The 11,032-nt window shown below is 64.7% G+C and carries 16 protein-coding genes; 6 read left to right on the forward strand and 10 right to left on the reverse strand.

Translation table 11 applies throughout. The features are described 5' to 3' along the window. Window positions 1–637 precede the first annotated feature (637 nt). The 3 genes from E1261_RS38545 to E1261_RS46155 all read left to right on the forward strand — a co-directional run bounded on the left by E1261_RS38545 (window position 638) and on the right by E1261_RS46155 (window position 2,813). Complete coding sequence (locus E1261_RS38545; protein WP_132414697.1) at window positions 638–841, forward strand: hypothetical protein; 204 nt, start codon at window positions 638–640, stop codon at window positions 839–841. A 187-nt stretch (window positions 842–1,028) separates the two neighbouring features. After that, window positions 1,029–1,979 carry a prolyl aminopeptidase gene (gene pip / locus E1261_RS38550; protein WP_132414698.1) on the forward strand — a complete coding sequence of 317 codons (951 nt, stop codon included), beginning with the start codon at window positions 1,029–1,031 and terminating at the stop codon, window positions 1,977–1,979. Between the two features lie 198 nt (window positions 1,980–2,177). Beyond that, window positions 2,178–2,813, forward strand: coding sequence for a peptidoglycan-binding domain-containing protein (locus E1261_RS46155; protein WP_202875399.1), 636 nt, complete (start codon window positions 2,178–2,180; stop codon window positions 2,811–2,813). A 340-nt stretch (window positions 2,814–3,153) separates the two neighbouring features. On the opposite strand, the gene E1261_RS38560 is transcribed toward E1261_RS46155, so the two are convergent. The 3 genes from E1261_RS38560 to E1261_RS38570 form a co-directional block, all read right to left on the reverse strand. Beyond that, entirely contained in the window at window positions 3,154–3,480 is a 327-nt protein-coding gene (locus E1261_RS38560; protein ID WP_132414699.1) for a hypothetical protein, read from the reverse strand. 122 nt (window positions 3,481–3,602) lie between these two features. Then, a complete protein-coding gene (locus E1261_RS38565) occupies window positions 3,603–4,232 on the reverse strand; it encodes a glyoxalase superfamily protein (RefSeq protein ID WP_132414700.1) in 630 nt (209 codons plus the stop codon). Between the two features lie 246 nt (window positions 4,233–4,478). Then, a complete protein-coding gene (locus E1261_RS38570; protein WP_132414701.1) occupies window positions 4,479–5,048 on the reverse strand; it encodes an HAAS signaling domain-containing protein in 570 nt (189 codons plus the stop codon). Window positions 5,049–5,183: 135 nt separating this feature from the next. Here E1261_RS38570 and E1261_RS38575 point away from each other — a divergent pair, with 135 nt between their 5' ends. Further along, window positions 5,184–5,687 carry a DinB family protein gene (locus E1261_RS38575; RefSeq protein ID WP_238176696.1) on the forward strand — a complete coding sequence of 168 codons (504 nt, stop codon included), beginning with the start codon at window positions 5,184–5,186 and terminating at the stop codon, window positions 5,685–5,687. 31 nt (window positions 5,688–5,718) lie between these two features. On the opposite strand, the gene E1261_RS38580 is transcribed toward E1261_RS38575, so the two are convergent. The 3 genes from E1261_RS38580 to E1261_RS38590 all read right to left on the reverse strand — a co-directional run bounded on the left by E1261_RS38580 (window position 5,719) and on the right by E1261_RS38590 (window position 7,733). Next, on the reverse strand, window positions 5,719–6,246 hold the full coding sequence (locus E1261_RS38580; protein WP_202875400.1) for a GNAT family N-acetyltransferase: 528 nt from the start codon (window positions 6,244–6,246) through the stop codon (window positions 5,719–5,721). A gap of 85 nt (window positions 6,247–6,331) precedes the next feature. Next, entirely contained in the window at window positions 6,332–7,315 is a 984-nt protein-coding gene (locus tag E1261_RS38585) for a phosphotransferase enzyme family protein (protein ID WP_132414703.1), read from the reverse strand. Window positions 7,316–7,388: 73 nt separating this feature from the next. Continuing rightward, window positions 7,389–7,733, reverse strand: a complete 345-nt coding sequence (locus E1261_RS38590; RefSeq protein WP_132414704.1) for a ClpX C4-type zinc finger protein — start codon at window positions 7,731–7,733, stop codon at window positions 7,389–7,391. A gap of 120 nt (window positions 7,734–7,853) precedes the next feature. Here E1261_RS38590 and E1261_RS38595 point away from each other — a divergent pair, with 120 nt between their 5' ends. Then, window positions 7,854–8,303 carry an SRPBCC family protein gene (locus E1261_RS38595; protein WP_132414705.1) on the forward strand — a complete coding sequence of 150 codons (450 nt, stop codon included), beginning with the start codon at window positions 7,854–7,856 and terminating at the stop codon, window positions 8,301–8,303. On the opposite strand, the gene E1261_RS38600 is transcribed toward E1261_RS38595, so the two are convergent. The 4 genes from E1261_RS38600 to E1261_RS38615 all read right to left on the reverse strand — a co-directional run bounded on the left by E1261_RS38600 (window position 8,279) and on the right by E1261_RS38615 (window position 10,619). Further along, window positions 8,279–8,725 (reverse strand): hypothetical protein, encoded by a 447-nt coding sequence (locus tag E1261_RS38600; protein WP_202875401.1) that lies wholly within the window; start codon window positions 8,723–8,725, stop codon window positions 8,279–8,281. The genes E1261_RS38595 and E1261_RS38600 overlap by 25 nt on opposite strands. Window positions 8,726–8,730: 5 nt before the next feature. Beyond that, entirely contained in the window at window positions 8,731–9,393 is a 663-nt protein-coding gene (locus E1261_RS38605; protein ID WP_132414706.1) for a DUF6036 family nucleotidyltransferase, read from the reverse strand. Next, on the reverse strand, window positions 9,390–9,971 hold the full coding sequence (locus E1261_RS38610; RefSeq protein WP_132414707.1) for a helix-turn-helix domain-containing protein: 582 nt from the start codon (window positions 9,969–9,971) through the stop codon (window positions 9,390–9,392). Before E1261_RS38610 ends, E1261_RS38605 begins: the two co-directional genes overlap by 4 nt. Before the next feature lie 72 nt (window positions 9,972–10,043). Beyond that, window positions 10,044–10,619 carry an ATP-binding protein gene (locus tag E1261_RS38615; protein WP_132414708.1) on the reverse strand — a complete coding sequence of 192 codons (576 nt, stop codon included), beginning with the start codon at window positions 10,617–10,619 and terminating at the stop codon, window positions 10,044–10,046. 61 nt (window positions 10,620–10,680) lie between these two features. On the opposite strand from E1261_RS38615, the gene E1261_RS38620 reads away from it, so the two are divergent. Next, window positions 10,681–11,016, forward strand: a complete 336-nt coding sequence (locus E1261_RS38620; RefSeq protein WP_132414709.1) for a hypothetical protein — start codon at window positions 10,681–10,683, stop codon at window positions 11,014–11,016. The last annotated feature ends 16 nt before the right edge of the window (window positions 11,017–11,032 follow it).

The raw sequence follows: 11,032 nt of genomic DNA on the forward strand, positions 1-11,032 counted from the left end.
CCCCGACCCCGACCGCCCAACCGTGGATCCGAAGCACGACCGCAGTCGTGCGCCCCAGGCGACCGGCTCTCGCGACGAGCACCCGCTTCTCCTGCCAGACCACGTTCACCTGCGACCGCACCGCTGGACGACACTGCAGTATCCTTCGGCGCTCGCGAGGCTCGCCAGCAGCCAGCAGACCGAGACCCAAATCGGTTAAGGGTGATGCTGGATTCTGCCGGGCATCCCTTCTGCCTCTGGAGTTGACGACGAGATTGACGGGTCGAAGATGACCCCAGTCTGACCCCAACGAGCCCAGGCAAGATGCACGCATTGGCATCGCTGAGATGAGCCACATGCACGGCAGCGCAGCACACCTCCAGAAGTGCAGGGTCTTACGGATCAGAAGGTTGGGGGTTCGAATCCCTCCGACCGCGAACCCCCAGGTCAGAAAGCTAGTTGACCTGGGGTTTGCATGTCCGGAGCCGGACTTTGCTAACGCTCTTGCTCACTCGGTACCAGGGCTGCCGCGGCCAGGGCCCTCGTTCCGCCTCGTCGTTGTCCCCAACCAGTTGAACCGGCCGGCTCGGCCTTCATCCGGGTGACAGCATCAGGCCATATCCACCAAGCGCGACTTGTCCGCCGCTATCTTCGCGACATGGCGTTGTTCACCGACGAAGAGACAGCCGCGCAGAAGAGAGCGGTCGAGTCCTACGTGAAATCGCATGGGCGACCTCCAACCCAGGCTCAGGTGTTCGAGATCCTGGGCTGGGACTACCAAGCCTTCAAGCGGGACTTCGAAGGCGCGAACAGTGATCCCGATCCACTGAAGTGGAGCTGGCGCCACCGAAAGCTCCGTTAGCGAGTGATCAGACGGGTTGATGCGCGAGACATGTTCGCCGGGTGATGTGCGACGCCTTGGCCTAGGAATCTCACCGGCACCTCCGGATATGCCAATTGACTCAGAAGCGTTGCGTACCGCTGTCCTGACGGGAAAGATGGCGGGCCATCGCATTCGTGTTAGTGCTGTCATTTCCGGTGGGAGACGGATGTACCCCGAGAACGAGCCCTACGAGCACGGCATGCTCGACGTCGGTGACGGACACAGCGTCTACTGGATGGTGAGCGGCAACGCGAACGGCAAGCCGGCGCTGTACGTGCACGGCGGCCCTGGCTCGGGATGCGGCACGCGTCCCCCGCGCCAGTTCGACCCCGCGGTCTACCGTGTGATCGCGTTCGACCAGCGCAATTGCGGCCGGAGCACTCCGCATGCCAGCGAGCCTGGGATCGACCTGTCCACCAACACCACTGATCATCTGATCGGCGACATGGAGCAGCTGCGCGAGCATCTGGGCATCGACAAGTGGCTGTTGTTCGGCGTTTCCTGGGGCTCGGTGCTCTCGCTGACCTACGCGTTGCGCCACCCCGAACGCGTCTCAGAGATGATCGTGACCGCAGTCGCCACAGGCCGGCATTGCGAAGTCGAGTGGTTGATCCGCGGCTTCGGCAGCCTGGCCCCCGAGGCTTATGAACGCTTCGTCGCCGGGGTCCCCGATCCGGGCGAGGACATCTCGGCCGCCTACCACCGCCTGCTCATGGACCCCGACCCCGCCGTACACCGCAAAGCAGCAGCCGACTGGTGCGCCTGGGAGGACGCCATCGCCACGGTCCCGCCCGGCCGGGACGTCGAGCACGACCCGTGGGAACCCCGGTTCCAGCTCGCCTTCGCGCGCCTCGTCACGCACTACTTCAGCAATCGCTGTTGGCTGGCAGACGACGAGCTGGCCCGCCGAGGGCACGTGCTGAAGGACATCCCCGGCGTGATCGTGCACGGGCAGCTCGACCTCGGCGCGCTCACCGGCAAACCGTGGGTGCTACACCACGCCTGGCCAGGCTCCGAACTGGTGATCGTCGAGCACGGCACACACGGCGCAGGAACAACGGAGGCGGTCATCGCCGCGACCGACCGCTTTGCCAAAGCCTCCGCTCCCACTACGTAGCGGGTAAGTCACCCGATCCCCGCGAGACGGTTGCCGGAGCTTTGACGACGCGAACTCCAACTCCAGGCGACTTGCGGAACCAAGCGCTCCAAGTACGGGCGGAGTACGGGCAGTGGATTGTTGCCTCGGCCCCCTATCGTGCGGAGGTCAGTAGGCAACCACGTGCGGCCGGGGGTCGTACAAGGAGGAATGAACCAGATGAGAAACATCCTGCGCCGCCGAAGCCGAGGCGCCGTTCTCGCTACAGCACTGGTAGCCGGACTGCTGTCGGTCGCCGGCCCGGCAACTCAGGCCCAGGCCGTCACCGCATCTGAGCCGGAGGCCGTCACTCAGGCGGCGGCCAGTTGCTCCAGCAGCTACCTGGCCTACGGCAGCAGTGGAACCTGCGTGCGGGTCCTCCAGGTGAACCTGGGCGGACTCTCGGTGAACGGCAGCTACGGCGAATCGACGCGGAAGCGCGTCCGCGAGTTCCAGGACGACACCGGTCTCGGCGTCGACGGCCGGGTCGGCCCGCAGACCTGGGCCAAGCTGGGGAAGTACGGCAAGGCGGTGGGATGGCGGTCGGGCGTCACCGTCTACATGTGCGAGGAGAGCTCGACGCGCTTCCAGTACTCCGCGTGGAACAACGCGGGCAAGACCGCCGACTGGATGATGGACACCTCGGTGGCCCGCATCTCAGGATCCGCCATGTACAACAACCGGGTCGAGATCCAGGGCACCACGACCTCTGCCAACCACAACAGCGGGACCCTCTTCGTCAAGCTCGACCGCGAGGACTACCGTTCCGCCAACGTCCGCGACTTCTCCCGCGCCAGCCTCCCCACCTGCGGCTAGCAACAGCCCGGCGCTGCTTCCTCGGTGGTGAGCTTGACAGTGCCCGGCGGCGTGTCGACGTCGAAGACCCACCGGCCCACGCGCGTAGCGACTTCCCGACCCCGCGCGGGGACCGGCCGAGTAGCCGCAGACCGTACAGCCGGAGCCGCACGCCGTGATACCTCGCTACATGGCGGTAGTGGCTCATGGCAAACCCGAGCGCGCTGCGTCGGGTCGTCCGGCGGCGGTTCCGAGTCGCAAGCGCACGTCTGCTCAGCATCAGGCTGCGTTCGACTCGACCGTTGATGGCAAACGGTAGCGGCGCCGGATCACAGGATGAGTGCGCGGTTGAGGCGTGGGTCTATCTGCTCATGACTGTTGCGAGCAGTGGACCTGCGTACTCCTCGACGAGAGGTTCCCACTCCGTCGAGTCCAGCGTCCGATCAATGAGGCGTATTCCAGTCCAGTACTCGATCAGGTTGTCAGTGGACTGCAGCAATCGTTCAATCCAGGCGAAGACATCGCGCAGGGCGGCCGGATCGCCAATGGCGTTGGGCATTACATCGTGACGGAACACCCAGTCGACGCGCCCCGCAGGATCTGTACCAGCATCGGCCTCAAGAGCGGCGGCTGCCTGCGGAAAGGTCGTGAGGAACTCCTGCTGGATGTTGCCGCTTGTGAGGAACACGCTGACACGCTAATCGTTGTCTTACGACCTTCGACCGAGGCACGTGCCGGTAGTTGCTGAACGGCCGGGTTCTTGAGGTCATGGTTGACCGCAACCGGTCATGCCTCGGCCGGGGTCGGGTCTCAGCCGACGAACGTGATCGCGTTGCCGTCAGGGTCGCGCACTATGAAGTCGGTGCCGCCCCACGCTTGTTTGGTCAGCTTTTGCACGATGTCGGCGTCAGCGGCCAGGTATTCCGCGTAGAGCTCGCGGACGTTCGTCGTCTCGACGAACGCCATGATGAGGCCTTCTCGTTCCGCGGCACCGACTACGAACACCGGCTCGTCTACGTGCTTCAGGTGCAAGGTCGCGCCGTCGCGTGACACCGACCCGTAGAACGGCGGATTGCCGTGCACGAAGTCGATCCGGAAGCCGAGCTTGTCCCGATAGAACGTGGCCGCGGCATCGACGTTGGCGACGTACAGCACCGGCTTGGCGCTTGCGACTGCCGTGTCCTGAGTCTCCGGCTGTTCGCTGGTGGACGGGGCCGCTTCCGTGCTTGCCTTGAGTTCGGCCCAATTGGCGAAGCCCGCTTCGAGGGCGATGACCTCTTGGGCTTCGGTAAGGGGAAACTTCAACGCGAGTGCTTCGCGGTCGGACAACGCGCGATAGCGCTCGAGCTGGCGGATGCGGCCGCCGATCGAGAAGTTTTCCTCGCGGTGCCAGCGAACGAGTAGTTTCGCCTGCTTCTTGTAGGTTTCGAGCTTGGGCATGGCGCTCCCTCTTCGGTCGTGAAGTAGGTGGGCCTTGCCCTTTCGGCTTACTGTGCCGTTGCGCCCTACAACCGGGTTTGAACCCGCGCCAGCGACCTTGAGATTACCACGGCGAAAGGGCGATTGTCGCTCAACCGGCATCAGATCCGATCGCCTGCCTGGCGGCACAACCCCTCCAACACCCTTGCTAACAACGGCTGCGGATGAATCGGCAGGTGCTTCGCGCAACCCTCCGGCGTCTAACTGTCAGCGGTTGCTTGAGGTTGCTGGTGTGGCGCCGGCGAGCCGGGTCCGGGTGGCGGAGCGCCCGGGCTGGCCGTTCTTGAGCAAGGGGATGAGAGGGGCGACGGTGATCGCGGCCGCGATCGCGAGCGTCAGCCCCAACGGGATGGACGTCCAGTCGCAGACCACCGCGACGCCGTACCCGATCGGCCAGCCCAGGGTGGCGAGTAGCTTCTCGCCGCGAGTCCAGCGGTCGGAGGTCCACAGTAGCCAGACGCCGGCCAGCCAGCCGATCACCAGGGCAAAAGGCCCGATGAGCAGCAGCGCCACGGCGCCGAAGTCCCGGAGACGAAAGCGCGGCGGGACGTCGACCTGGACCAGACCGTCGGTCGCTGCCTCGACGATGTCGCGGGGATCACCGAGTCGCTGCAACACTGCGCGTACGTCGTCCTCCGAGGTCGCCCCGTCGGCGCGCGCCTCCGCGATGTGCGTCGTCATGTCGGCGATGAGCTCAGTAAGGCGCTCCGCCGGCAACGCCTCGGCGGCCGTGGCCAGCTCATTCAGGTACGCCTCGATCAGCCGGTCAGCGCTCATTTCGTGTCTCCGTCTCGCTGTCCTGAAGGAGGACGTTGTCGACTACCTTGCAACACAAGGTATCTGTCAACGCACGGGAGTGCAATCACGACCACGCGCCAGTACGCACCCTTCAGGTTGACTTTGGGCGTGGATATGAATGCAGAGCAGACCACGAAGCGCGAGCTACTTGAGTGGCTCGACGCGCAGCGGACGCATGTCGTGGAACAGGTCATGGCGATGCCGGCCGAGGCTCGTCGCCGCTCCCAGGTTCCCTCAGGCTGGACACCTCGAGGTGTCATCAGGCATCTGACCCTGGACGTCGAGCGCGTGTGGTTTCGGGCCGTGATGGCTGGCGAGCAGGTGGATCTTCCCCAGGGGTACGACGGCTGGACTGCGCCCGACCTCCAGAGCGACGAGGAGCTTGTCGAGCAGTACGTCGATGAGTGCAGGTTGGCCAAGGCGGCTGTCGCCGAGTTGCGGCTGGACGCGGAACCGGTCTGGTGGTTCGAGGACAGCGGCAACCCGCCGCACTCTTCCCTGCGAGAGGTGTTGTTGCACGTGATCGTCGAGACGGCCACTCATGCCGGACACCTTGACATCTGCCGTGAGCTGGTCGACGGCGGACAGCGCCTCGTCCTCGACGAACCGACGACCTGACGCGCACTGGCGCGTGGGCCTATGCGCGGCCTCAACGATCGGACAGGGCCAGCCGCAGGACGATCTCGCCGTCGTCGATCTCACCGGTGGGCTGGAAACCGAACCGTTGATAGAAGGGCCATGGTTCGCCGTCGCCTGGCTGGTAGCTGGTGAGCAGTTCGGTTGCTCCGTCCGCTCGAATCAATGCGACGATCTGGGTCAGTACCTCGCGACCGAGCCCGCGCCTTTGATGCTGCTCGTCGATGAGCAGCCGCCACAGGAAATACGGGCCCATGATGCCGGGACGACCGGGCGGCACGTTCCAACTGAGCATGACGAAACCGACCGGATCGTCGGCGGAGTACACAGCCCGATACCAAGGATTCGCGTCGGGTGTCGAGGCCGCGTCGTCCAACGACCTGGCCACCAAGGCAACGAAAAGGTCCTGGCCTTGTCGGACGCGCAGCGCGCAAACCGCGTCATGGTTGTGGTCGGTGATCTCTCGCAAATGCACACCTGAAAGCGTCACGCCATGCCCTCCCGATGTCCGGTGGCCGCAGCCCGTACGGTGGCCGAGCACGACACCCGCGACCCCAGATCCCGCTACGAAACACACTCTCATGCCGCGATCCACTCAGGCCTGCCGATGAGCCACCGCCCCCCTGTTAGCCAGGCACGTACGTCGTCAGGTCCTGCCAGGATTCCCTGCTGTCCTGGGAATCGGTGTGCGATCGTCGGAACAGCTGCACGTAAGTGGCGATCTCGGCCAGCGACCACCAGACCTGGAACAGCTCTAGGGCTGCGGCGCGCGGGCTGATCGGGCCGGCCTCCGCCTGGTACGCCGGCAGGACATCAGTCGGGCCACCGAAAACCGCGGACAGGTCGCGTTCGCGCGGCGCAAGCCGGACGGTATCCCAGTCGATCAGCCGCATGCGGCCATCGTTGGTGCGCAGGACGTTGGCACTGTGCGGTTCTCCGTGGGTCACCACCCATGGGTCGTCCGACGCCTCGACCTCGCGTACCAGCTCGTCGTACTGCGCAAGTCTGCCGTGCAGATAGTCGAGCGCTCCGGTCAGCCGCAGCCGGGTGGGCTCGGCGTACGGACCAGACGACCAAGGCCGACCGAGGTCGGCTAGTGCCGACAGGAGCGCTTCTCGAGCGGGTACGGCGAAATCCCAGCGCTGCAACGTTTTTGGCGGCGTGACGGTGTGCAGGCGGCCGAGGATCCCAGCGATCTGTTCCCGCTCCTCCGGATCGTCCCACGCACCGTCTGGAGTGCTCCACCCTTGCAGGTAAGGCAAAACGACCAGCATCCACCCAGGTAGCACCTCACGAACGAGTCGGCCGGTGCGGCCGGGCAACGGCGCGACGACGAACTCGCAACCGCTGTCAGCCAGTTCCTTCGTCGCCTGCACGGCCGCCTCGATGGCATCTTTCACCTGCGCAGCGGTCGAACCGAGCCAGCTACCACGCGGGTCGAGACGATCTGCAGTAACAAACCACCGCGGACCGTCGACTCCGGAGGCGATCCAGTGATGACTGCCAAATCCGACCGGGGCATAGACCACCTCGCCAGCCCGAAAGCCCCAATGCTTACTGAGCATTTCGGCAACCAGGTCGCACGAAATCTCGCCGGGCTCGTCCCTCATGCCGGTCACCCTAACCGCAGGCCCAGAAGAAGTTCAGCCCGTTTAATGCCTGAGCTCAGGTCTGCGCGAAGGGTCATTCCTCGCCGGAGAAGCGTTCCCAGGCTGATTGGCGGCTCATCCCTAGGGCTTCGCCGATTCTCGCCCAGGTGACAGACCGGGAGCGGAGGTGTTGAACGCGTTGCTGTACGGCGGTCTCGAGTTGGCCTCGGGAGAGGTGGAGCCGCGCTACGTCGGCCAGCAACTCCTCGTCGCTCTTGCCGTCCAATGGTGGGAACGACGGTGTGGGCTGGTCGCTCAGCACCTGCTCACAAAGGCCGACACACTCGTTGCAGATGAAGACCGCGGGACCGGCAATGAGCCGCTCCACCTCGCTCTTGTCCTTCCCGCAGAACGAGCAACGCAATGCGGTGTCCGGCATGACGGCCTCCACTTCTGTCAGGCATTCCCTGACACAGTCGTCAGGCTATGCCTGACAGATTCGGGGAGTCAAGGGCCCAGGACGCTGGACGTGGCGGGAGGTGGGTGCTCAACTGGCTGGGTGCGATTCGACGTGATCACTCAGGCGTCACCTGAGCAGGTTCTGCGCGCGTTGACCGACTTCACGGATCGTCGTGTCCAGATCTGGAACCGGACGCTCGACCCGAAGACCTTCGAGGTGCGCGGGCTCGGGGACTCGTGGGCGGTGGCTCGGGAAAGCACGCCCGGTTCGCCGTTCTGGGTCGTCGCTCGGTACGACTGGTCCGATCCCACGGTGGTCCGGTGGACGGAGGAGGAGAGCAGCTACGGAGGCCACGGTTCGGGTTCGGTCCGGATCGCGCCAGCAGCTGGTGGAGGCAGCCGGCTTCAGGTCGAGTGGAGCTCCAACGACCCCCGCCGTACCCGGGACAAGATGATGCTGTTCGTGCTCCATCACAGCCCTGTGAATCGCGTGATCTCGCGCCTCTGGACGAATGCGTTGAACCGCTACGCAGAATCGGATTCTGCTTGAATGGGGGCGTCCCACTCGAAGTAGTCGGGCTCTGGATCGACCTTGAAACGTACGGCGTTGATTGTCGTCAGGCCGGTGATCCAGGCCTTGGAGATTCGGTGCCCGCCGTCCATCAGGCGTCCGTCGGCCGACAGAATCACCGGATAGCTGAGATCGGCCTTCTGAATAAGACCGGCATGCCGGGCAACCATCCGGCAGGTGACCGCCGCGCCCCCGAACCAGCAGTCCTCGTCGAACTCCGCGATGTCATCGATCGGCACCTGCTCAACAGGAAGCCCCGCCGACAACTCCCAAAGACGTTCAGTCAGGTAGAACGCGCGACCACCAGGCACTGGGCGTGAGTGTTTTTCAGGCATCGCACCATCATCACCGGTCGAACCTCTGACCGCGCGGCCTTTTGTGTGGTGCGCCAACGGGGACACAGACGCTAGCTCCGCTCCGGGGAGGTTCCGCGATCAGGGCGACGTACGACGGGAGTTTTGGTGCCGGCAGGTTGAGTCGCCGGTCTCGATACAGCCGACTGATTTGCCAGCAGGCGCTCGGCCCTGAGGGCCAGCAACTGTATCTCGCGATCGATGTCCGAGCCGTCGAGAATGAACTCCAGGGCGTCCCTGTCGGTGTAGTAGCGCGAGATCAACCGCTCGAGATCGCCGGCCGATGCTTGCTCCATGTGGAGACGCCCGGCGAGGGCAATGATATCGGCGGCATCCTTGCGGCGCTGGGCAATCAGCTTGGTCGCCAGCAGGAACTCGTCGGTCGCATAGGTGATGTGTAGGCCCGGCGCATCGCCATGCTGAAGTGCACCTTCCGGCAGCGGCGGCATCCACGCGCTGGCTCTGGTGTTCAGCCAGTCTTCGGGGAGCTTGCGCTGGATTGCCATCGCACCAGCCTCGTCAACAACGGCTTCATCGCGCGTGATGGCGTCGATATCCTCTGTACGGCGGGGATTGCCGCCCGAGGTCACCGCGATCGCCGCACCACCGACCACGAAGACAGCTGCCGAGATGCCGCGCGCTTTCAGTCGCTTGTCGAGGTCCGAGAGCAGATCGATGATTTCGGTCGCCGAGAACTCGTGGCGGGTGTTGCTCATGCAGTCACCAGGTCGCGGGCGGGGATGAAGACGTTGGCCTGCGCCAGGTAGTCCGGGGTTTGCTCGATGATCTCGTTGTGCTCCAGGAACGGATGCGTGGGGACCCACGGGTCGGGGAGGGCCTCGACGTTGGTCCATTGAGGTGGGTCTTCACCTGCCGCTGCGAATTCGTGGGCGGTCAAGACGGCTAGCAAGGTGTCGAAGTTCGCCTGCCCGGTCGTGCTTGGGGCTGCTTCCCAGGCGGCTTCGGAGCCATCGTGACGGGCCAGCAGTAAGCGCAGGTGGTCGCGGCCTTGCAGCAGCATCCGCCAAGCCCAGTCCTCGTCCGTTGCCTCACGAATGGCTGTCGCCGTGTCGAGGGCGGTCATGATCCGGTACTCGCGTGCCGCCTGGAGTGCGCGGGCAATCCGGCCGGCGCGCAGGAAGAACTGCGCGGTGGGCTTGGTCCTGCCTGAACGGTAGGTGGAGAAGCGGGACGCAGAGGTACCGAGAGCAGTGGCGAAGGCAACTTGCGACAACCCGCTCTCAACGAGGGCGCGGTTGAGCAACTCAGCGACCGTCCGGCTGTCCTTGTCCACCTCGAAACCCCCTGATCGATTATCTAATCAGATAATAGTTCACCGGAGTCGCCGAGCCAACCATGCCGTCACCTAGAGGTTCGGCAGGGGGCCGCGGATCTCGCCTTTGCCTGTCTGGACGAGGTGGGCGATCTTTTGGAGGGTTTGTAGTGGGGTGAGGGTTGAGTTGTCGATGGGCGCGGACCAGGGAGAGCGCTTGACCCGATGGTGGTTGCGGTCGTTGATGAGGTGCGACGGTGAGCGGTCTGGGTCGTCGACGGTGCGCTGGAGGACTGCTTCCTCGGTGGGATCCAAGGTGACGTGGAAGACCTGGCCCAGGCGGAGGAGGTCTGGGATGACCGGGTTCAGGTCGATTGCGTCGTGGATCGAGTTGCCCGCGATGATGACGTTCTCGTAGTCCGCGTTGACGAACGACTTCGCGAGCTGGGCGGATTGGCGTAGGACGAGTGCGGTGCGGGCGTCGTCGTACGGGAGGTCCCAGGTGGGGTCGACCATGAGAAAGAGTTGGTCGGTGTCGATCGCGGCGGTCCGGCCCCACGTGCTGAGCTTCTCGGCGTGGGTCAACTGGAGAATGGTCGTCTTGCCGGAGCCGGCGGGCCCGGAGAGGAAGACGGTTCTGGGCCGCCGTGCCGGGACGGAATCACTCATGCCGGGCAGGATAGTTCGCGCTGCGGCCGCGCACTCGCGGAGGACGTGACAGCATTTGCCCATGGAGCGAAGGGTGGAGCTGCGGGCGAGTTCGGAGTCGGGGGACACGATGGATGATCCGTCGGAGGATGGGTTGTTCCTGATGCTTGGGGACATTGAGGCTGGTGAGGGTTCGTTCTTGATTGTGGATCGGCTGGCGGATGCTTCTGGGCAGACGTATGCGCAGGCGCTGCGTAACGCCGACGGGAGTTATGTAGTCGAGTACAGGGACGGCAGTGCGGATCGGCACTACGGGACTGTCGTCGGCGACATGCGGTCTGCCCATCGCCTGCTGACGGGCTGGGCGTTCGACGTTCCCGGTTGGCAAGCATCCGCGCGGTGGGATCGCGTGCGCTGAATAAGCGGTTGCATGC

It is taken from the genome of Kribbella albertanoniae (assembly GCF_004348455.1).
GTDB classification, from domain to species: domain Bacteria; phylum Actinomycetota; class Actinomycetes; order Propionibacteriales; family Kribbellaceae; genus Kribbella; species Kribbella albertanoniae.

What these genes read in the sequence shown, in the direction of transcription:
- E1261_RS38545 (WP_132414697.1), top strand. Translation starts at nt 638, where the DNA reads ATGGCGTTGTTCACCGACGAAGAGACAGCCGCGCAGAAGAGAGCGGTC.
- pip (WP_132414698.1), top strand. Translation starts at nt 1,029, where the DNA reads ATGTACCCCGAGAACGAGCCCTACGAGCACGGCATGCTCGACGTCGGT.
- E1261_RS46155 (WP_202875399.1), top strand. Translation starts at nt 2,178, where the DNA reads ATGAGAAACATCCTGCGCCGCCGAAGCCGAGGCGCCGTTCTCGCTACA.
- E1261_RS38565 (WP_132414700.1), bottom strand. Translation starts at nt 4,232, where the DNA reads ATGCCCAAGCTCGAAACCTACAAGAAGCAGGCGAAACTACTCGTTCGC.
- E1261_RS38570 (WP_132414701.1), bottom strand. Translation starts at nt 5,048, where the DNA reads ATGAGCGCTGACCGGCTGATCGAGGCGTACCTGAATGAGCTGGCCACG.
- E1261_RS38575 (WP_238176696.1), top strand. Translation starts at nt 5,184, where the DNA reads ATGAATGCAGAGCAGACCACGAAGCGCGAGCTACTTGAGTGGCTCGAC.
- E1261_RS38585 (WP_132414703.1), bottom strand. Translation starts at nt 7,315, where the DNA reads ATGAGGGACGAGCCCGGCGAGATTTCGTGCGACCTGGTTGCCGAAATG.
- E1261_RS38590 (WP_132414704.1), bottom strand. Translation starts at nt 7,733, where the DNA reads ATGCCGGACACCGCATTGCGTTGCTCGTTCTGCGGGAAGGACAAGAGC.
- E1261_RS38605 (WP_132414706.1), bottom strand. Translation starts at nt 9,393, where the DNA reads ATGAGCAACACCCGCCACGAGTTCTCGGCGACCGAAATCATCGATCTG.
- E1261_RS38615 (WP_132414708.1), bottom strand. Translation starts at nt 10,619, where the DNA reads ATGAGTGATTCCGTCCCGGCACGGCGGCCCAGAACCGTCTTCCTCTCC.
- E1261_RS38620 (WP_132414709.1), top strand. Translation starts at nt 10,681, where the DNA reads ATGGAGCGAAGGGTGGAGCTGCGGGCGAGTTCGGAGTCGGGGGACACG.